Origin of the sequence: Bacteroides sp. AF34-31BH (assembly GCF_003602795.1) — a bacterium.
Taxonomy (GTDB): Bacteria; Bacteroidota; Bacteroidia; order Bacteroidales; family Bacteroidaceae; genus Bacteroides; species Bacteroides uniformis.
The window spans coordinates 265488-287570 of record NZ_QTLV01000003.1; the positions used below are offsets into that span (position 1 = coordinate 265488).

General features: G+C 51.0%; 11 protein-coding genes and 1 tRNA gene. All 12 read right to left on the minus strand.

Annotated elements, in window-relative coordinates; genetic code table 11:
• Positions 1 to 61: 61 nt before the first annotated feature.
• On the minus strand, positions 62 to 3097 hold the full coding sequence (locus DWZ67_RS07240; protein ID WP_120138552.1) for a SusC/RagA family TonB-linked outer membrane protein: 3036 nt from the start codon (positions 3095 to 3097) through the stop codon (positions 62 to 64).
• A 138-nt stretch (positions 3098 to 3235) separates the two neighbouring features.
• The gene (bglX, locus tag DWZ67_RS07245; protein WP_120138454.1) at positions 3236 to 5527 is read right to left on the minus strand and encodes a beta-glucosidase BglX; all 2292 of its coding nucleotides are present in this window, start codon (positions 5525 to 5527) and stop codon (positions 3236 to 3238) included.
• 119 nt (positions 5528 to 5646) lie between these two features.
• Positions 5647 to 7038: a glucoamylase family protein gene (locus DWZ67_RS07250; RefSeq protein WP_034525906.1), complete on the minus strand. Its 1392-nt coding sequence runs from the start codon at positions 7036 to 7038 to the stop codon at positions 5647 to 5649.
• Positions 7039 to 7055: 17 nt separating this feature from the next.
• A complete protein-coding gene (locus tag DWZ67_RS07255; protein ID WP_057086965.1) occupies positions 7056 to 9155 on the minus strand; it encodes a family 43 glycosylhydrolase in 2100 nt (699 codons plus the stop codon).
• Between the two features lie 12 nt (positions 9156 to 9167).
• Complete coding sequence (locus tag DWZ67_RS07260) at positions 9168 to 10718, minus strand: RagB/SusD family nutrient uptake outer membrane protein (protein WP_005830324.1); 1551 nt, start codon at positions 10716 to 10718, stop codon at positions 9168 to 9170.
• A gap of 18 nt (positions 10719 to 10736) precedes the next feature.
• Positions 10737 to 13760, minus strand: a complete 3024-nt coding sequence (locus tag DWZ67_RS07265) for a SusC/RagA family TonB-linked outer membrane protein (RefSeq protein WP_005830322.1) — start codon at positions 13758 to 13760, stop codon at positions 10737 to 10739.
• A 178-nt stretch (positions 13761 to 13938) separates the two neighbouring features.
• Positions 13939 to 16803 carry a hypothetical protein gene (locus DWZ67_RS07270; protein WP_120138456.1) on the minus strand — a complete coding sequence of 955 codons (2865 nt, stop codon included), beginning with the start codon at positions 16801 to 16803 and terminating at the stop codon, positions 13939 to 13941.
• A gap of 168 nt (positions 16804 to 16971) precedes the next feature.
• Positions 16972 to 17053 (minus strand) — tRNA-Leu (locus DWZ67_RS07275).
• 76 nt (positions 17054 to 17129) lie between these two features.
• Complete coding sequence (locus DWZ67_RS07280; protein WP_085931088.1) at positions 17130 to 18146, minus strand: S41 family peptidase; 1017 nt, start codon at positions 18144 to 18146, stop codon at positions 17130 to 17132.
• Between the two features lie 44 nt (positions 18147 to 18190).
• Positions 18191 to 19063 (minus strand): DUF3316 domain-containing protein, encoded by an 873-nt coding sequence (locus tag DWZ67_RS07285; protein WP_120138458.1) that lies wholly within the window; start codon positions 19061 to 19063, stop codon positions 18191 to 18193.
• A 52-nt stretch (positions 19064 to 19115) separates the two neighbouring features.
• Positions 19116 to 21797 (minus strand): DNA gyrase/topoisomerase IV subunit A, encoded by a 2682-nt coding sequence (locus DWZ67_RS07290; protein ID WP_057086967.1) that lies wholly within the window; start codon positions 21795 to 21797, stop codon positions 19116 to 19118.
• Positions 21798 to 21934: 137 nt separating this feature from the next.
• Positions 21935 to 22060 (minus strand): hypothetical protein, encoded by a 126-nt coding sequence (locus DWZ67_RS20580; protein WP_255342453.1) that lies wholly within the window; start codon positions 22058 to 22060, stop codon positions 21935 to 21937.
• Positions 22061 to 22083 lie beyond the last annotated feature (23 nt).

Sequence of the window (22083 nt, forward strand, 5' to 3'; positions counted from 1 at the left end):
CCCGTTCCCTTTGAAGGAGTCGGGGGAGGTTTGAAGTTACTCTTTTTTAGGGGAGAGGCTTTTAGAACGTCAGATTAAATCCGAACGTATAAATCGCCGGCATCGGATAACTGCCGTCGTCCACCCCGAAGGCGATGGCGCTTCCGCCCAGTTCCGGGGTATATCCGGTGTTGTGCTTCCACGTCTTCAGGTTCTGTATGTTCACGTAGAGCTTCAGCGCCTGCATGCCTATCTTCGAAATCAGCGCCTTGTCGAAGTTGTATGCCAGCGACACGTTACGGATGCGGAAGAACGAGCCGTCCTCTATGTAATACTCGGAGTTCAGGTTGTTGATGGTATGCTTGGTGTTCAGCAGCGGCTGGGTGTTGCTGGTCCCTTCACCGTGCCAGCGGTCCATGCGTTGCTCCATAAAGTTGAACTGGCTCCAGTTGTAGTTGTCCCAGGTACGGTAAATCTGATTGCCGCCTTGTCCCATCATGTCAACGGCAAGCTCCCAGTTCTTGTAGCCCAGGCCGAGCGTGAAGCCGTAGGTGACATCGGGTGTAGGATTACCAATCATCGTACGGTCTGCCGTGGTGATTTCACCGTCACCGTTCACGTCGCGGAATTTCAGGTCGCCCGGGGTGACGGTTGCCAGTGTGTTCTTGGGAGAGTGCTCAATCTCCTCCTGGGTCTGGTAGACGCCTTCCACCTTGTAGCCGTAGAAGTAGCCGATGGGGTATCCTGCCATTGTGTAGCTCTGCTGCTTGTCTCCGGCTATGATGGAGTAGCCTTCCTGCACGAGGCTCAGTACCTTGTTCTTGATGGTGGCAAGGTTCATTCCGATGTTGTAGTTCCAGTCGCCTATCCGGTCGCGCCAGCTCAAGGCAAGCTCTACGCCCGAATTCTCGATGGAGCCAAGGTTTCCGATACCCGGTACGGTGCCCGAGATGCCCGGCACTTCGGCCAGCAGGTCTTTGGTTTTCTTCTTGTAGTACACCCCTTCAAAGTGCAGGCGGTTGCGGAGGAAGTTGGCTTCTGCACCGGCTTCCCAGGCTTCCACCTTCTCCCAGCGCAGTTTGGGGTTGGGCAGGTAGGCAAGCTGGTAGCCCGGATAGATGGCAGACGGGGTGCCGAACACGGCGGAGTAGGCATTCGTCAGCAACGGTTCGGCGGGATAGGCGCGGTCCAGGTTCTGGTTGCCCAGTGTGCCCCATGAGCCTTTCAGTTTCAGCATATCCAGCCAGGTGATGTCCTTCATCCATGCTTCCTCGCTCATCAGCCAGCCCAGGCCGACGGAGTAGAAGTTCTGCCACTGGTTGCCGGTGTAGGAGAAGGCGGAAGAACCGTCGCGGCGGTAGGAGCCGTTGAACAGGTACTTGCCCTTGTAGTTGTAGAGCACGCGTGCCAGCACGGACACGGTGGAGCGCTCCCACTGCGTACTGCCGTTGGTGGCGGTGGCTGCGTCGCCGATGCTGATGTACCATTTGTCGGGATTGTCCGGGATGACCAGACCTACTCCCTGGGTACGGGCGCCGTTCAGATTCTCGAGCTTGTTGTAGTAGGTGGTGAAACCGGCTGTGGCCGTCACGCTGTGGTCTCCCCAGGAGTTGGTGTAGGTCAGCAGATAGTCGCTCTGTACCTTCATTTCCGTCTCTTTGGCTTGGGACACTCCGGTCTTTCCGTTGCCCAGCGTGGCTATGTCTCCTTCGACGCTTGCGTCATATACCTGGATAACCGGGGTGTATGTCCGTGTGCTGTTCGAGGCATAGTCCAGGGAGAACATGGCCTTGAACTGGAAGTGTTTTAGGAAATCCCATTGGCCGTACACATTGCCCGAGCCACGGTAGTTCTCGGCTTTCGTGGTATTCGCCTTCAGGTCCACGTCCACCATCGGGTTGTTCATCTGTGCCTTCTGGAATCCGGGCAGTGAAGTGTAGAGGCCGTACTCGGAATTGAATACATGCGCCACCGGAGCTGCGCGCAGGGCCGTAGCCACACTCTTCGTGTCGGCGGGCAGCATGCGTGCCCCGTTGAATTGGAAACCTACCTTGAGGTTGTCCGTCACTTTATAGTCGTTGCTGATGTTCAGCGTGATTTTGCTGTACTTCTCGTGCTTGATGTTGCCTTGCTCGTAAGCATAGCCCGCACCGAGATAGAAGCTGTTCTTGTCCGAGGCACCCGTGATGCTGATGTTGTTGTTGGTGATGAACCCAGTCTGGAAGATTTCATCCTGCCAGTTGGTGTTTCCCGTCCAGTCCGAGAAGTTGTATTCCGGGTTGCCTTCATTCCTCAACTGTTCGTTGTACAGCAGTTTGAAGCCTTCGGCATCCGTCAGTGCAATTTTGTCGGTGACGGACTTGAAACCGAACGAGCCGTTGATATTGACGCGTGTCTGTCCCTCTTTCGCCTTCTTGGTGGTGATGATAATCACGCCGTTGGCACCGCGCACACCGAAGATGGCGAGCGACGACGGGTCTTTCAGTATCTCCATGGATTCGATGTCCTGCGGATTCAGGAAGTTGATGTTGTCGTTGAACAGTCCGTCCACCACATAGAGTGGCTTGTAGCCGTTGATGGAGTTTGTTCCGCGTACACGGATTTCCGGGTCGGAGCCTGCCTTGCCGGAGTTTATCACCTGCACGCCGGCAATCTTTCCTTGCAGTGCGGATACGGGGTTGACCACCGGCTTGTTGGCGATTTCGTCGCCTTTAATGTTGGTGATGGAGCCCGTAAGGTCTCGCTTCTTGGCGCTGCCATAACCGATGACAACGGTTTCGGCCAGCATCTGCGAGTCGTCTTTCATCTGGACGTTGATTACCGACTGGCTGCCTACCTTGACAGCTTGCTTCACCATGCCTACATAGGAAAAATCCAATGTGTTCTCCGGGGTGGCCTGGATGGAGTACCGGCCGTCTATGTCGGTAATCACGCCATTGGAGGTTCCCTGCACCAATACGGTGGCACCAATCAGCGGGTCACCCAGGGCATCGGTCACGGTACCGGTTACTGTTTTCTCCTGCGCCGATGCGGCGACACTTGCCAGCAGGCACACCGTCAGAAATAGGTTTCTTAGTCTTCCGGTTTTCTTCTTGGGAAGGTTTAGGTTCTTCTTCATTACATTCATCTTTTAGTGGATAACTAATTCAGTTTTCTCCTCTGAACAATCAAAATGCAAAAAAGATTTGGTGACGGTGTTAAAAAAGGGCAGCCCGGTTCTTGCGGACTGCCCTCTTACCTAAAAGCAAAACTATACCTATTTCAACTCAAAACTCGTAGTCTTTACATCGCGGCTGTTGGGTCCAATCATTACGTGGAACTCGCCGGGTTCGTATACATACTGTATGTCGTAGTTGTAGAACTTCAGCAATTCGGGGGTAATGGTGAAGGTCACCTGCTTGCTTTCGCCTTTCTTCAGGTGGATGCGCTCGAAGCCTTTCAGCTCTTTCACGGGGCGGGTAATGCTGCCCACCAGGTCGCGGATATAGAGCTGCACGATTTCATCCGCATCGTAGTTGCCCGTATTGGTCACGGTTACGGAAGCAGTCAGTTTGCCGTCTGCATTCAGTTGCTTGGAACTGAGCGTGATGTCACTGTACCGGAAGGTGGTGTAGCTCAAGCCATAGCCGAAGGGATATAGTGGGTCGTTGCTCACATCCAGGTAGTTGCTGCGGAACTTCTCGAACCATTTGCCTTCTTTCAGAGGACGGCCGGTATTCTTGTGGTTGTATGCCATAGGCAACTGGCCCACATTCTGCGGGAAAGTGGTGGTCAGCTTACCGCTGGGGCAAACGTCTCCGAACACTACGTCGGCAATGGCGTCTGCAGCTTCACTACCTCCGAACCATACATTCAAGATGGCGGGAACATTTTCATTCTCCCAAGTCAGCACTACGGGACGTCCGGAGAACAATACCAATACTACGGGTTTGCCCGTTTTCAGCAATGCTTCCAGCAGGTGGCGCTGTGCGTCCGGCATTTCCAGTTCGGAACGGCTACTGCTCTCACCACTCATCTCGGAGGACTCGCCGAGGGCGGCTACAATGACATCGGCTTGTGCGGCTACTTTCAGGGCTTCGTCCAGCAGTTCTTGGTCATTGCCACGGGGCAGTTCACGGCCGAACATCGTGGCGCGTGTCTGGTAGTCGGCATCGTACATCAGGTTGCTGCCTTGTGCATAGAGAATGTTGGCCTTGGAGCCGACAGCATTCTTGAAACCTTCCAATAGGGTGCTGTATCTGTCTGCCGTGGCTGCCACACTCCAAGTACCCGGCATGTTGGCGCGGGTGTTGGCAAGCGGGCCAATCAAGGCGATGTTGCCTTTGCGCTGCAAGGGCAGCAGGTTGTCCTGGTTCTTCAGCAGCACGAATGTCTCTGTGGCAATCTGGCGGGCAATGGAGCGGTGCTCGGGAGTGAACACTTCTTTTTCGGCACGCTTCACGTCACAGTATTTGTACGGATTGGCAAACAATCCCAGCTTGTATTTGGCCTCCAGGATGCGTCGGCAGGCTTTGTCAATGTCGGCTTCGGTCACTTTGCCTTCTTTCAGAGACTTTTCCAGTGTGCCGATAAATCCGTCGGCTACCATGTCCATGTCTGTTCCGGCGGTCAGGGCACGTGCGGATACTTCCTGCAGGTCGCCGATTCCGTGGTCTATCATTTCGGAGATGGCTGTATAGTCTGTCACCACGAAGCCGTCGAAGCCCCATTGGTTGCGTAGTACGTCGGTCAGCAGCCAGTGGTTGGCAGTGGCGGGTACTCCGTCAATTTCATTGAAGGAGGTCATTGCGCTACCCACACCGGCTTCTACGGCAGCCTTGTAGGGAGGGAAGTATTCGTTGAACATACGGTTGCGGCTCATATCCACCGTGTTGTAGTCGCGGCCGGCTTCTCCGGCGCCATACAGTGCGAAGTGCTTTACGCAAGCCATTATCTCGTTGTTGGCACTCATATCCTTGCCCTGATAACCGCGAATCATGGCTTGTGCAATGGCTGAACCCAGGAAGGGGTCTTCACCGTTGCCTTCTGATACACGTCCCCAACGGGCATCGCGGCAGATGTCCACCATCGGGCTGAACGTCCAGCAGATACCGTCTGCACTCGACTCAATGGCGGCGATACGGGCCGATTTCTCTATAGCCTCCATGTCCCAACTGCACGAGAGTGCCAAGGGGATGGGGAATACCGTTTCGTAACCGTGAATCACGTCCATACCGAACAGCAAGGGGATGCCCAGGCGGCTGTTCTCTACGGCAAGTTTCTGCACTTCGCGGATGTTCTTCACGCCTTTCAGGTTGAACAGACCTCCGACTTCACCGTTGCGGATTTTACCGGCAACGTCGCTGCTCTTGGCTTGTCCGGTGACGATGTTTCCCGTTACCGGCAGGTTGAGCTGACCGATTTTCTCGTGCAGCGTCATTTTGCCCATCAGCTCCGTAATGAATTTATCCATCTCCTGCGGATTGCCTTGGGATGTGTTTTCTTTGGGCGTTGCCGTCACGGTGAGGGCAGAGAAAGCCAAGGCTGCTAATAATGTGTATTTCTTCATATGATATAATTTTGATTATCCCCTCCGGCCCCCTGAAGGGGGAGGGGAATAGTGATATAGAAATTCAACTTAAGCTTAGCTGCTCCATCATGTCGCATACTAACTTCAATCGTAAATCCCTAAGCCTTAAATCCCAGCTTCTGCAATCCTTCCTGAACCTCGGGACAGCTCATGAAGAGTTTCCACAACAAGCCGGAACGATAGTTCTCAATCATCGGGGCAATGGTGCATTGGTCGATGGCAAGATAGCGGGGCACCGTCCAGTCACTTCCCTCGGAGAAGGCATCGTAGAATCCGTACTTGCCCCAAATCCAGTCGCCTTTGGAATAGAAATACTTCAGTGCACGCATGGATTCCTCCGGTGTGTAGGGAAAACTGGACAAGGCTGCTGTCGGTGTGATGACACCATGGTCGTTGTCGCCCGGGCAGTGGGCTGCATAGCCTTTGGTAGAGTAGCTGGCGGTCAGTCCCCAGCAGTCCTCGCCGTAACCTTTGTATTGTTTGGGATTCTCCACGCAGTAGCGGTAGTTGGAGAGGGCATGGTTGCGCACCACGTTCCAGTAGTTGGCATAGCGGTCGCTCAGGTTGCGCGGGTCCAGACCGATGTGCGAGTATTGTGCCCAGAACAAGGGACCGCCCAGTTTCTCGGCTCCGTTGTGTTTCAATTCCAAAGGCAGGCCGTAGGGGGCAGAGTCGGACTTGATGCCGCCGCCGCGTGCCCAGCCGTTGTGGTAGGCTGAAGCCGGAACGGGATAAGTGGGGGAGGAGGCTGCGAGCACATACACAATCAATGCTTCGTTGTAGCCTTCCAGCGGGAAGTTCATTTCCCAGTTGTATTCGGGAGACCAGTGCCAGTAGATGACATCCTTGCCATTCTGATACCAGCTGAACTCCATCTCTTTCCACAATTGGTCAATCTTCTCTGCCAGCGCCTTTTCCTGCTCGTTGCCGTCGCGGAAGTATTGGCGTACGCAAAGCAAGCTTTGCATCAGGAAGCAGCTTTCCACCAAGTCTCCGCCGTTATCTTTTTGTCCGAAAGGTTTCACCTTGCCGGTAGGGCCGTACAACCAATGGGGCCATACGCCGTGGAAGCGGTCGGCGCGTTTCAGGTAATCGGCAATCTTGGTCAGGCGCTTCACGCCTTCTTCCCTGGGGATGAAGCCGCGTTCGATGCCTACCAGCAGTCCGGCTATACCAAATCCGCTGCCGCCGGTGGTGACAACATTCTGGTCCTTTTCGGGATAATCCCCATCCAGGTGGATGCGTTCGCGTGCCAGTCCGGAGGTCGGTTCCGCACCGTCCCACATGTAGTTCAAATGTACCTTCTGGATGTAATCAAGCATTTCGTCATCCGAAGCGAATGATTCGGGACGTACTTCCTCTGTGTCGGGCTTTTCCTCTTTTCCGTTCTCTTTCCCGTTTTCCTTCAAGTCGGAAGAGCAGGATGCACAGCCCGCCAATGTGGAAATCAGGAACAAAGCCAGCACATGTATCATTATTGGTTTTTTCATATCTTTATTTCTTGTGTTTAATTTTTTGTCGTCTTGCACAATGGCGAGCGGCCGTTTTCGTTCAGCGCCTCGATAGTGAAGTAATAGTCCGTGTCCGCATCCAGTCCGCGGAAGTCATATTCCGTCTGTCCCAGTACCGTGATGGCATTGTACATCTTGCCTTCGGCGGTGCCGTAGTAGATGTTGTAGCCATAGGCGCTTGCTTCGGGTTGCCAGGAGATAAGGGCATTCCGGCGGTCTTTCCTGTCACGTTTCACAGTCAGTCCTTTCACGGCTTGCGGGACATCGCCGTCACCGTTCCCGAAGACGCGGAAGCCGGACAAGGCGACATTTCCCGTAGGCATGTGCACATTCTCGTATTTCAGATAACGGGCACGCAACGGCTCGTTGAGCTCGATGTAGTCGTGCGGACAATCCTTGTCACTGTCGCTCTTGTCTATGACCAATGTCCATTCTTTTCCGTCTTCGGAAGCAAAAATACGGTATTGGTGATAAATATCCATGGCACGGTTGTATTGAACCGCTTTATGGTCGTAGAAGTTCAACTGCACGGCACGTACATTCTTTGTACTGCCCAGGTCTATCCCGGCCCATTCGCCGGGGTTGCCGGAACGGGCTGCCCAGTAGGTGCGCATACTTTCGTCCGTCAGGTTGGAAGCTGCATGGATGCTATCCGTAGATGATACCTCCACCGGTTTGCCGTAGGACAGAAGCATCCATCCCGTGAAACGCTCTGCAGGGTTCTTTACGTCCATCGGTGCTGCCCAGTTGGGATAATCGCCGAAGGCAGTGGACGAATACATGACACCATCCTTGTCGAAAGCCACCGGATAAAGACCGATGCGGCGTTCGAACTTGTACTTCAGGGAGAGCATGCAGGTGGCCACGTGCCAGTAATTGCCTTTCACGTCGCAGAACGTGCCTCCATGACCGGCACCTTGCACATAACCGCCCGGCTTGTAGCACATCGGGTTATGCTTCTGGTAGACAAACGGGCCCAGCGGGGAATCCGAAACATATACGCCATCGGCATAGACTTTGAATTCAGTGCCCGGAGCACCATATTGGAAATAATATTTGCCATTGTGTTTGGTCATGTAAGCGCCCTCTGTGAATGGGCGGAGTGTCACTTCATCGTCATTGTTCATGCCGAAACGTTCCCAGCCGTGTTCTTCGGGGCGGAGCATCATGACATCGTGAATCTTGCTGATGGGGTAGAAATCATTCCGGTCCAGTTCTACCGCTTTCAAGGGATATTCATTGCTGGAGCCATAGTACAGATACAATCTGCCGTCGTCGTCCAGAAACAGACAAGGATCCCATGAAGGAAGTACGTTCTTTTCGATGGCACGTTTGAAACGTCCCGTTTTGGGATGCGTGCTGTACCACACGGCCAGACCTTCGTAGGTGGAGCCGGTATAGAACAGCGTGTCGCCGCTTACATAGGCGGCCGGCGCACACTGGTCATCGTCCGTAGGCTTGCGCTGGAAGCCGGCAGGAACGAAATCCCAATCCACCAGGTTCTTGGAATAGTGAAAACCGCCCTGGTTGGTGGAGAACAGAAAGTATTCTCCCTTGTATTCCACCGCCATCGGGTCGGCAGAGGAACGGAACGAACCGTTGGGACGCACATTGTTGTTGAAAGGCTCGAAGTTGTAACTGATGTTCATCGGATTGCAGAAGGTGCGCGACAGAGGCGCCTGTGGGTCATACCACCGGGTCGCCTGGGCGGGGCGGCAGATTGCGGTTGCCTTGTGTACCTCTTTTTCCATCACTACCTCAATATCGGTTTCATCCAGTGCCAGGATTCTGTTCACTATCTTTTTCCCGGGATAGTAGACATACAGGTGCACGTCGTTCTTCGCTCCTTTGATGGCAAAGCTGCCGTCGTGGGCAGTGGTATTGTGCATGGGACTTGCGAAGAACATGACTGTGGCGCCTGCGAGTGGCTGGCGGTTGGTGTCCAGTACGTGTCCTTTTACGATACGGTCTTGGGTTACAGTGATGTAATAGTCACTGACTTGCCCCTTCACCACTTTGATGGAATCGTCAGGGGTTGCCTTTGCCGCCAGAGCGGCAAAGGCTATTCCACAACTGATTAGGAATCTTTTTACCATATTGGAACGGATTTATTCGGCAATTCCGTCAATGGGTTCCAGCTTCAAATCAGGAAGGTCGTCCAACTGGTTGGCCGGTATGGGCCAATAAGTCTTTTCTGCTGTCCATCCTTTGGGACCGAGTACGGTGGCGGCATCGCCGGTACGCACCAAGTCCACATAACGGGCACACCATTCGCCGCAAAGTTCCATCCGGCGTTCGTCCATCACGTCTTTCAGGGTAACACCGGTTTTGGTGCTCATGCCTGCACGCCGGCGCACTTCGTTGTAGCCTGCGTCTCCATCCTTGCCCAGTCTGACTTTGGCTTCGGAGTTCATCAGCAGTACTTCGGCATAGCGGATGATACGCACATTATTGTTGGCTCCGTAGGTTGTACGTGGAAGAGTCATCTGATTGTAGGGAAGGTAACCTTTGCCGTTCCAACAGTCGGTCTTGGTGGCCGATGTGGGACCTACCTGCCAACCCTCGCGCGTCTTGCTCAGGGCTTTCAGGAAAGAAGTTTCGGCACGCACACCTTCGCCACGGGCTTCGGCCCATGCCACGAACTCGGGTTCATAGCCTATGAAATTCCAGCCGCCTATGGACTTGGTGCCTTCGGCTTGCTTGTAGCTGATGGTACCGTCTGCGTTCACTACTTCATCATACCTCTCTGCCATGTTCGGACCCTGGAAATTGAACCATTGGTCTACGCCCAGGTAATCGCCAGAACCATTGCCGTAGTCTGTTACCTGGCATTCGAACAAAGATTCGTCACACAACTTTCCGGGAATTTTGAACAGCTGGTAGAAGTCGTCGTAGAGACGGAATCCACCGTTCTTGATGATGTCATCGGTCAGTGTCTCCACTTGTGCATAGTCTCCTTTCAGCAGATAGATGCGGGCGGCCAATGCTTGGGCGGTGAAGGCTGTCACGGCTCCCTTGTGTTCCATCTGGTTGGGACGCATGCGGGGCAGTTTGTCGATGGCGTAGTTCAAATCTTCCAGCATATAATTATATACGGCCTCTACGGTAGAACGGCGAAAATCGGTCTGCAGGTTGTCACGGTAGATGACGGTGGGACCGAAATTGGTCACCAGACAATAGTAAGCCCATGCACGGATGGTACGTACTTCGCCGCAATAGGATTCGTAGGTTTTGTAATCTTCGCTTCCTGCAGCAAGATATTCGGCATAACCGTCGAGGCTTTGCAGGGCGGCATTGGTGATGCGGATGATGTCGTAGAAGTTCATCCATACCTGGTTCAGTGCCCAGAATGAGTTGTTGTAGTTGAACTTGCGTCCGAAGGCCACGGCATCGCCCTGGTCATCGGTACGGCCCGACCACACGTCACCGTCGCGGGTGAACATCAATAGTGCGTTGCACCAGTGCATGCCCTGTGTGCGTACTTTGGAGTAGGCACCCACTACGGGTTGGTACATATTGTTCTTGTTGGTAAAGTCCACGCCTTGTTCGGGAACTTTGTTCTCCGGATCGATTTCTATGAAATCGGTGCAAGCGGTAGCTCCTCCCAGTACCATCATGGCCGGAAGTATATATGCGAATGTTTTCTTTAAGAATTTCATTGTTTTACGTTTTAGGGTTTAGAAATCTATTTGCACTCCGAAAGTATAGGTTGAAGTCAGAGGGTATACTTCGGTATCCCAACCTTCGGCATCCGACACTTCAGGTGTGAAGCTGTTGGCCTTGAAGGTAGTGAAGGGGCGGTCGGCCGTCAATGAGAGGCGGAGTCCCGGCATCACGTAGCTGCCTATCTTCAAGTTCTTGAACGAGTAGCCCAGCGTGATGTTCTGGATGCGGAAGTAATCGGAGCTTTCTACGAAATAGGAAGCGTTGTTACTGTCTGATTTGTTCCAGGTTTTGAGAAGAGCCTTGGCCGACGGATGTTCGTTGGTAGAGCCTGCACCCGTCCAGCGGTTCTCATACTGTGCACGGTCAAAGTTATAGTAGTCGGCTGCATAGCGCAGGGCACGCTTACGGTTCCACAGTTCGCCGCCTGCTTGTCCGTAGGTAGTGAGGCTGAAGTCGAAGTTCTTATAAGAGAATCCGGCATTGAAGCCATAAGTAAAGCTGGGCACGTATGAGCCCAACACCTGCTTGTCGTTTCCGTCTATCACATGGTCGCCGTTCACGTCCTCGTAGATGAAGTCGCCGGGTTCCAGTCCGTTGGCCACGGCGATGGGGTCGGCAGCACATTGTTCAGGAGTCTGGTAGATGCCGATGACCTTGTAGCCATAGAATGAGTTCATCGTCTCGCCCACCATATTCACGGTCTTTCCGCCTTTGATGATTTTCATGTTTCCTTTTAGGCTTTTCACTTCGTTATGCAGATAAGAGAGATTGACGCCGATGTTGTAATTGAAGTCCTGGCCAATCTTGTCGTTCCAGTTCAAGGAGAGGTCGATACCGGTATTCAGAATCTGTCCGTTGTTGCCGGCCAGCAGCTCGCCACTCATCGGGAGCTTGGGTGAAATCACGGCGTTGTCAGTCAGACGGTAGTACCAGTCGATGTCGGCGTTCAAGCGGTTCTTCAGTGTACTGAAGTTGACGCCCACGTTGGTTTCGTTCACTACTTCCCAACCCAGCCAGCTGAAGTTGGTGGTGTTGATGAATCCGTCGATGGCGGTATTGGGACCGAATACGGACTGTACGTTCTGTATGCTTGCGAAGCCTGCACTGGCAGCAATCTTGTCGTTACCCAGCTTACCCCAGCTGGCACGCAGCTTCATGTAGTCGAAGATATTCTGGTTCTTCATAAACGGTTCTTGGGAGATGACCCATGCGGCACCGATGGAGGGGAAGTAGCCCCATTTGTCGTTGTACTTGGACGAGCCGTCGGCACGGAAGGTGAACATCAACATGTACTTGTCGTTGTAGTTGTAATTCAGTCGGGTGAAATAGGAGAGACCGCGGTATTTCCAGCCGTCGTCTTTCACCGTAGCGCCTTCCTTGTTGCCCAGTGCGATGTATTTCCACACGTCCTCACCTTCGGGCACGTTGGTGGCGGTACCTTCGAGCAGGCGGTATTGCTCTTGACGCATGGATGCACCCAGCATACCGGTAAAGGAGTGTTTGCCCCACTTGTCAGTATAAGTGGCCACGTTGTCCCATATATATTTGTAGTAGTTAGTGTTCTTTTTAGTGAGTTCGGTAACCTCTTTCTTCTGGTTGGTGCCTACATAGTAGGTAGGAGTGAACTCAGAACCGCGAATCATTGAGTAGTCGTAGCTGTAGCTACTGCGTATATTCAGCTTGTCGGGGATGAGGTTGAGCTGTGCATAGAAGTTGGTCAGCACTTGGTAGGTCTCGTTCCGGTTGTCGTAATAGTTGGCAGTGGCTACCGGATTGTTGAAGTTGTTGGTCAGGCCCACCTGCTCGGGCGATGTGTACTTCTTAGGGAACACGGCATCGTCGCGGCGGTCATCATACACCGGGATGATAGACGGTGTGTTGTATGCCTGTTGCCATGCGGCATTCTTGGGAAGCTGCTGCTGCGAGTTGCTGAATACGCCGTTGAAGCCTACTTTCAGCCATTTGCGGGCTTCGTAGTCAAGGGCGGCACGGAAGTTCAAGCGGCGGTAGTAGTTTTCCACGTCCATGATACCGTCTTGTGCCAGATAGCTCATGCCGGCAGAGTAGGTCGCTTTTTCCGTACCACCGGAGATATTCAAGCTGTGATTGGTCATCATGGCTGTGCGCAACAGTTCGTCATACCAGTTGGTATCGGCATTGAATTGCAGGTTTTCCATATTGCCTCCGAATTCGGCTACTGACTTTTCGAAAATCGACCGGTAAGCTTCCGGGTTGGCTTCCAACATCATGGTGGCATACTCGTGAGAGTTACACATCTCCAGCAGGTTGGTGGCTTTCTGAATACCTACATAACCGTTATAGGTAATCTTGGCATCCTGGTTGCGGCTTCCTTTCTTGGTGGTGATGATTACAACACCGTTGGCGGCGCGTACACCGTAGATGGCAGATGCGGATGCGTCTTTCAAGATGGTCATGTCCTGAATGTCGGAATTGTTCAGGAAGTTGATGTTGTCGTAGAACATTCCGTCCACTACATAGAGAGGAGAAGTGTCACCGAAGGAACCCATACCACGGATGGTCACTTTAGGACCTTCGCCCGGCGTTCCCGAATTGATGATGTTAACACCCGGTACCTTTCCCTGCAATGCTGCCATCGGGGAGGAGGTAGGAACATTGATAAGTTCTTTCTCTTTGACAACGTCAATCGGGGCCGTCAGGTCTTTCGCCTTGGCCGAACCGTAACCGATGACAACAACTTCTTCCAGTAGTTGTGCATCTTCACGTAGCTTTACATTAATGACGGATTGTCCCGCAGCGCTTATTTCCTGCGGCAACATGCCCAAATAGTTGAATACGAGAGTTGCGTCTTCGGGGACGCCGTTCAGTACATAGTTACCGTCGAGGTCGGTAGCTGCTCCAATAGTAGAGCCTTTTACTACAACCGTGGCTCCAATAATCGGTTCGTTGTTCTGATCAACAACAGTTCCTTTAACTGTCTTTGTTCCTTGTGCCAAAACTGTCAGTGGCAATGAGAACAAAATCATGAATAGAAGAAATAAAGTTTGCCTTCTCATAAACTAAATTTAAGAGTTAATAATTCTGCCGGCAAAGGAAGTAATTACGGTAAGTAAGGCAAAAAAAAACACTACCACGATAATACGTTTAGGGTAAAAATGGGTACCGTTTTACTACGTTTTCGTGTTACTTGTTTCTAATAATCAGTTTGTTATGATTGAATGATTTGTAGCCGCTTTATTTCAAGTCGATGAGAAAATCCACTAATCCCGTTCCGTCGGGGATATCCAGTTTCTTGCGCAAACGGTAGCGTGCTGCCTCTACTCCCCGGATAGTGAGGTTGGTCATTTGCGCAATGTCTTTCGTAGAAAGATTCAGGCGCAGCAGCGCACAAAAACGGAGGTCGGTAGCGGTAAGACTGGGATAACGTTCGCGCAAATTACGGAAGAATTTCTCATGAATCAGGTCGAAATTGTTCTGGAATACATCCCAAAATTCCTGTGTCTCGATGTTTTCGTTGATGAGCTTCAGCAGAGATTCGAGGTTCTTGCGTCCATATTGCCCTTTCACCAGGGACTCTTGTACGACAGTACGAAGTTTCTCCAGGACCTCGTTCTTGGCAAATACACCCAGTGCCATGCTGGCAAGGTCTTTACTCTTTGCCGACAACTCGGCTTCCAGCAATTGCTGTTGCTGCAGAGTTATCAGATGCTCCTGCTCGCGCATCTTGATGTTCTGCTGCACCTGCTCTGCCTCATACTCCTTCCGTTTCTTTTCCATGGCACGGTTGGCGCGCCACTTGGAGAAAAAGTAGACAAGCGCTGTGAGAACTATGAGATAGAGCGCAAAGGCATAATAGGAGAGGTAGAAAGGGCGGGCTATGGCAAAATGATATTCCACCTCACCGATTTTCTGTCCCAAATCATTATAGGCTTCTGCCTGGAATGTGTATTCTCCGTAATCCAGGCTACCGTAGCGGATTTCGGGCTCTTTCAGGTCCGATGTCAGCGCCATGCCTTGTCCTCCTTGCAGGACATAATGGAAATGTACGGACAATTTATTGTAATGCGGCAGGCTTACTGAGAACAGCAAATCCCGGTAATTGCTTTCCAGTTCGACATTTCCAGACAGAGGCAGGCGTTTCTCCTTTTTATCGGAAGAGGAAGCAGTGACCGAGCTCAGTGAGAGGGCGGACTCCAGAGTAGGACTGAGGCTGTCTGTGTTTTTGCTGTAACTGGCGATTCCGTTGTTCAGATTAAAATAGACAACGTCATTGTCGACGAACACATTGTTGTAGTTCTCTATGCATGGAGAATCAAACAGTTCGATGAGGATGCGCTGCTTCACGATGTACTCTCCTTCTGCGTACTCTACCAGTACGTACTCATGTGAACCGGACAGCCAGAAGCGGTCGTTCGTGACGGATACCACAGAATGAGCATTCCTGATATAGGGCAGAATGGCATTCAGCTTTTGGAAGGGGATAATCTGCCGGGTGATGTCGTCATAGGTATAGAAGCCGTTGGGACTGGAAAAGACGATACGTCCTCGCATTTTCATTACTTGGATAGGGCCGATGATATATTCCGAGCCTAAATGGGAGATGTGCCGTACGCTTTTTACAGCCGACAAGTCATCGCTCAAGACTATTTTATAGACTCCCTGATACATGTGTGAAGCCCAGATGACACCGCTTTGGTCCACCTCCAAGTGCATGACCGGTGCAATGAAGCCGTCTATGACATGCGAAAAGGTCCATTGCCCGTTCTTCTTTTTATAGATACGCAAGTCGGCGTAGGATGATTCCAACAGTATCTCTTCGCCATAGAGGGTGCACTTTATCAGACACGTACTGCTGTTGGTATTGCTTATGACGGAAACGTTCCCTTTTTCACCTATTAATAAGGTATGGGCATTGTTGCCTGCAAAGAGTTGCCCGTCAATGTCCTTTACATACCAGTTCTGACCTTCGGTATGGGGAAGCAGGCGCAGATTCCCGGTAATCTGGTGGTATTCGTACAAGCCCTGGTTGGTGGCCAGATAGAAACAGTCATCCCGATGGGCTATGTCGTACACCATACCCAATTTGGTTTCATGGTTGGCAGGGGTTAGCAGCATAACGGGGGAGTTGTGGTGGATGTATGCAATGCCGTCGTCCAATGCTGCCCATACGTTGTTGTCTTTGTCACAGAACAGCCCCAGGACGGTGTTGTTGTCCAGGCGGTTGTCCAGGTTGAAGTGCCAAAGGCAATGTCCTTTGCGGTCGATGGCGTATATACCGTTCAAGACCGTGCCTATCATGAATATAGAGTCATTGGTCATTACAGCACGGTTCACCCGCTGTTTCTTTAGTTCCGTATCAATGTCCGTTTTCCAGGGAGTGATGTCACCGTTGTAGCGGAACAATCCGTTATTCTCTGTGACCATCAAGAAGCTGTCGTCCCCGTCGGGCAGTAATGCCACTACATTGTCATCGTTCACTTGGCTGCGGGGGAAGAGATGATGGAAATCCTTGCCGTCGAATTCATAGAAGTCCTCATCAATCATCTGTGTGTAGATATGTCCGTTTTGGGTGTAGAAGTAGAGCGGCTGTTGCTGTCTGTTGCGGAAAGCGCGTACCATCTTCCCGTCGTAGGAGAACCAGGCGCTGAACGACTGGAAGTAGATGCGATCGTCCAGCTCTACAATGTTCCATATCTCGTTGTTCTCCATGGGGAAATTTTTCAGGAATTTGCTCAAAGAATGGTACCGGAGAGTGCCTGCCTCCGAATACTTGAAATAGCCGAATTCCTCGAATGCCCCCACATAGATACGGTCTTCTTTCACATACACCGAACGGACAATATGGTTCCCCGGCACTTTGTGGAGAGTCCAGCGATAACCGTCATATACCAGGAGCCCCTGGCTGTTGCCGAAATACATTTCGCCGTTGCTGCCTTGCGCACATGCCCAGTTCTGATAACCGGCTTCATAGTCTTTGGCAAGATAGTTGGTGACGGCGGGCATGAAGGAAGAAGCCCTGGCCTGGATGAAGAGGATGAACAATAGAAGGCACACTACCCAATACTTGAAAAGCATCGGTCTTATCGTATTTTGTTTCATTTTTTCAGGTTAATCGAAGTGTTTCTTGGAAGCAAAGATACAATAAGTATTCTAAATATTGTGTTTTGATGAGATAAAAAAGGTACTTGAAGCGGTTAGGGAGGATGCTTCTTAATGAATATCCTCCCCTCTTAGTTGTTTGTCTTTTGAAATTTATTATAGGGATTGTGCGGATGATAGGACTCGAACCTACACGCCTCACGGCACCAGATCCTAAGTCTGGCGCGGCTGCCAATTACGCCACATCCGCGGAATAATTCCGATTAGCGGGAGCAAAGATAGAAAGAATTTTCGTTTTGGCAAATTGTTTTGTAGATAAAGTCGTTTTAGAAAGTCACTTTCAGTATTTTTCTTGCTTCCTCAATGATGGTGTCCAAGTCATTGTTCTCATCTTCTTTGCTCATATCCACTTTCTTGTCCGGGTCGATGCCGAACTCGATATGCTGTTTTTGGGCATCGAGGTGCGGGCTGGCAGAAAAGCGTACCCCCCATCCGTTGGGCAGTTCCGAAGAGAATGGCAGGCCCGACCCGCCGCCGGTTTTATCACCAACCAGGGTGACATTGGGAAAACAGCGCATGGAGTTGACAAAATCATTGGTTGCACTATAGGAATGACGGTTGGTCAGGACAATTACCTTTTTTTGCCAGCGGATACTGTTGGAAGGTTCCACATAAATGGGAGTCGGATCTGAAAAATCGCTATGGCCTTTGCCGGTCTTGTGCTGAATATATCCCGTCAGTACTTTTTCATTCGTGAAGCGTTGTGCCATTCGGGTGGCGTTTGTCAGGTTGCCGCCACCATTGTTGCGCACGTCGATAATTAGGCCGTTACAAGCGGAAAGGTATAACAGAATCTCATCCAGGTTGCCGTTTCCGATGCCGCTGGAGAAATCACCGTAATAGATATATCCTATGTTGTCCTCCAATATGGTATATTTGGCGCCTCCAGCAATGCGGTAGTCTCTTCCCAGGTACTTTTCAATGATACTTTCGTTGAAGTTACGAGGATAATCCAGATACCAGTCCCAGTAGCGCGCCATGTTGGAAGAAGAGTACAAGTTGACATGTCCGTCTTTTAACTCGGCAAGCATGTTACCTAATATTTCAAATAGACCGTCGTAGCTCATTCCCGGGGTAATGAGTGGCTGGTACTTGTCATGGATGGCATCCCAGTCTATTTGCTTGTAGTCCAGGAAGCAGTACTGTTCGTCTATTATTTTCCACAAGGCTTCGAAATTGCCTTGTGGGGTATTGTCGAACTCTTCCTCACGAATACATCCGTTCAATAGGGGCAATAACGTGAGTAGGATACTCCAAATTATTAAAATATATCTTCTTTTCATGCACATTATCCTTATCATCTTATCGTTTATCACCTTGTCACTTTTTACTTTCTCTTGTTAGGAAACAGATAGAGTTCCTTTACGAACCCCACCATGAATACATGCGAGTAAGTATGTGTCTTTATTTCATTTACTTTGGACTGTTGTGCGTCCCATATGTAAGCGAAACGCATCCGGGCACGTCCCACCGGAAAGTCTGCGGTCAGCATTTGTCTCAGAGAGGGCTGGTTGTGCAGGGAGGTGAAGTTCACTACTCCGTCCCAATGTCCTAACGTAAATATCTCGTAGTAGGACTGTCCATAGTTGGGCATGAACATGATACCTGCCAAGGGAAGATTTACCTGATAGCGTAGTGTGATGGGACGGTTCTTGATGCGCAAGTCCCAAATAGCCATTCCAGATGCGGCAAGGTTGATATAGGCACGTGCTTGGGCGGGGTTGTTTCCGTTGCGCAGATTATAGACAAAGCCACCGTTGAAGTCGCCGACTCCTCCGGCAAGCAGTTTGAAATTGCCCGTGATTGGAAAATTATAATGCAGGCCGTAGTTCCAGTTGGCCAGTCCGGAGAATGTATTGTTATTGTCTACTTTGTTGTGTGTATATCCTAAGTCTGCCTGGAAGAAAGTTTGCAGAGACACGTTGCCGTCCATCAACCGTGTCATCCGCATGCTTTCGCGGGAGATACGGAAATCGATTCCCTTATACTCCTGAGGTGAAAGATAAGTGTCGAACACGTTGGTGAAGCCGACACCATACATGGTGGCACGGGTGATAATACGGTTACGGTTGGTGGAGTCAGCCCGTAGCTCCCGGTCGAAGTCCCTGCATTGTGCTTCTTGTGCTCTCACTCCGATGATGCTGGAGAAGAGCAGGCAGTAGAGGAGGAGTATTGAGTTGCATTTACTTGTTAATATCATTTTACTTTAATAACTAATCGTTGATTATAGACATCTGTGTGCCATCTCGTAATTAAAACAGCTTCATCTGTCCTGTCATCTCGTCCAGTATGTCCCCTTCGCTTTTACCGTGGTCGGGGTCCAGAATTTCCGGTTCTTCATCCGTTTCCTGCTCTTCGGTTTTCTGCGAGGGTTCCGGTTGACGGGTAGGCTCCAGCTCGTTGATGGTTTCTATAGTATAGGTGGTCAGGCGCTTACCTTTTGCTTTGAAGCCTTTCACGGCGATGAATTCGTCGGCTTCCACCACCATCGGCTCTCGGAAATTGTCGTGGCCGCCAAACACCACTTCTAAACGTGGGTAGCACTCGTCTGTCAGCAGAATGAGGCTGCTGTTCTTGTTTTCTCCCAAGTAGTTTTGCTTGCGGGCGGTTGCCTCGAAGCAGAAACGCTTGATGTAAGGATAGTTCTGCTGGTCGGCATCGTAGAGTACGGCGGTCCATACTTTGTTCGGATCGTATTTCTCCAATACGCGTATGCCATCGTCATAGTGATTGTTCAAGTCGAAGTTGGTGGCATAGAACTCTCCGCTGTTCTGTACGACAAGGATGGTGTCTTCGCTCTGGAATTCTCCGAGATATTCTCCGCGCCCGTCGTAGTTGAGACGTAGCACATCACGGTCGAACCAGACTTTCCGTCCGCCCAGCGTGGAGCCTCCACGTTGTTTCAAGGCTATCTTGTGTACGGGGAGTTTCGTGAGTATATTTCCCATGGCCTGCCGTCCCTTGATATTGATGTTGCTGAAATCCTCCTCGAAGATAATACGGCGTACACGGGGATTGGGTTTCAGGGTTACCTTGATGATTTCAGCTTCTCCATTGGGATTGGCGGTGAAGTAGGTGATACGGGAGTCGGGAGTACCTTGTGTCACATCGTATTCGCGGTCACGCACCACGGAAGTGACGGCAAAACGCTTGATATAGCTTGTCCCCTCCTTGCCGTCACGGTAGCAGACATTGTAGATGGTACGTTTGTCGTTCTTCTTAAAAATGTTGGCATAAAGTATATTCTTGCCCACGAACTTCTTGTCGGCCACCGGTGTGATGATATATTTTCCATCGCGGAAGAAGATAATCACGTCATCTATGGGCGAGCAGTTGCCTATGAATTCGTCTTTCTTCAATCCAGTTCCGATGAACCCCTCTTCGCGGTTGATGTACAGCTTTTCGTTGGCTTCGATGACTTTGGTTGCTTCGATGGTGTCGAAGTTACGCAGTTCCGTGCGGCGGGGGAAGGCTTTGCCGTACTTGTCCTTCAACATACGGAACCAGTCGACGGTATATTCCACGATGTTTGCCAGATGGTGGTCTATCTCCTCTATGTCCTTTCGCATGCGTGCTATCAGTTCCTCTGCCTTGTCGGAGTTGAATTTGAGGATACGTGCCATCTTTATCTCCATCAGCCGGAGGATGTCTTCCTTGGTCACTTCGCGGATAAAAGTCGGGTAGTAGGGAGTCAGGCGCTCATCGATATGTTCGCAGGCGGCATCCATGTTTTTGGCTTGTTCAAACTCCTTATCCTTGTAAATACGTTCTTCAATGAATATCTTTTCGAGTGAAGCGAAATGCAGGCTTTCCAGTATCTCTCCCTTACGGATTTCCAGTTCCTGGCGTAGCAGTGCCAATGTGTTGTCGACTGATTTGCGCAATACATCACTCACGGTGAGGAAGTGGGGCTTTTGGTCGTCGATGACACAGCAGTTGGGAGAGATGCTCACTTCACAGTCGGTGAAGGCATAGAGGGCATCGATGGTCTTGTCGGATGATACACCCGGGGCTAGATGCACTAATATTTCCACACTGCCGGATGTTAGGTCCTCTACCTTACGTATCTTGATTTTTCCTTTTTCGCTGGCCTTTACGATGGAGTCGCATACACTGGCCACCGTTTTCCCGTAAGGAATTTCCTTAATGGCAAGTGTCTTGTTGTCTATCTTTTCTATTTTGGAGCGCACGCGTATCGCACCGCCACGTTCACCGTCGTTGTATTTGGATACATCGATACTGCCTCCCGTCTGGAAGTCGGGGTACAGCTTGAATTCTTCGTTGTGCAGATAGCTGATGGAAGCATCGCACAGCTCATTGAAGTTATGTGGTAATATTTTGGATGACAGGCCTACGGCAATACCTTCCACACCTTGTGCAAGCAGCAGTGGGAATTTTACCGGTAGTGTAACCGGTTCTTTGTTTCGCCCGTCATAAGAGAGTTTCCATTCGGTGGTCTTGGGGTTGAATACCACATCCAGTGCGAACTTGGAGAGACGTGCTTCGATATAACGGGGGGCAGCGGCGCTGTCACCCGTCAGAATGTTACCCCAGTTTCCCTGGCAATCCACGAGCAAGTCCTTTTGTCCCAGTTGTACCAGAGCATCGCCGATAGAAGCATCACCGTGCGGATGGAACTGCATGGTATGTCCTACGATGTTCGCCACCTTGTTGTAGCGCCCGTCTTCCATGCGGCGCATGGAGTGGAGGATACGCCGCTGTACGGGTTTCAGACCATCCATGATATGGGGTACGGCACGTTCCAATATAACGTATGAGGCGTAGTCCAGAAACCAATTCTGGTACATGCCGCTCAGTTGGTGCTTTATATTGGCATCCTTTGCGTCCGCAGGTTTGTAATCCGAGTGTTCTTCGCTCCCGGCCGGGAGTTCCTTGTCCAAATCATCTTTCGGTGCTTCAAAATCTTCGCTCATATTTGTTCGGGAATTGTCTATTCTATGATATTACTGATTTTTCAGTCGCAGGCAAAAATACAATTTTTGTTCGATAAATGAGAATTTGCGCGGAACTATTGTGCCAAATCCTTCCCATTTTTTAAAACTTCTGCCCGTTAATGGAACCAATCTGTCTCTTTCCCGTTAGCGGAATTATATTGAGGACGTGCTTCCGCCTCTTTGCGGACAGCGATGTTGCTTTTGTCTTTCTTGCCGACAAGTTGGCAAGGTTTTGCCACCACATTGGCAAAGCTTTGCCAAAGGC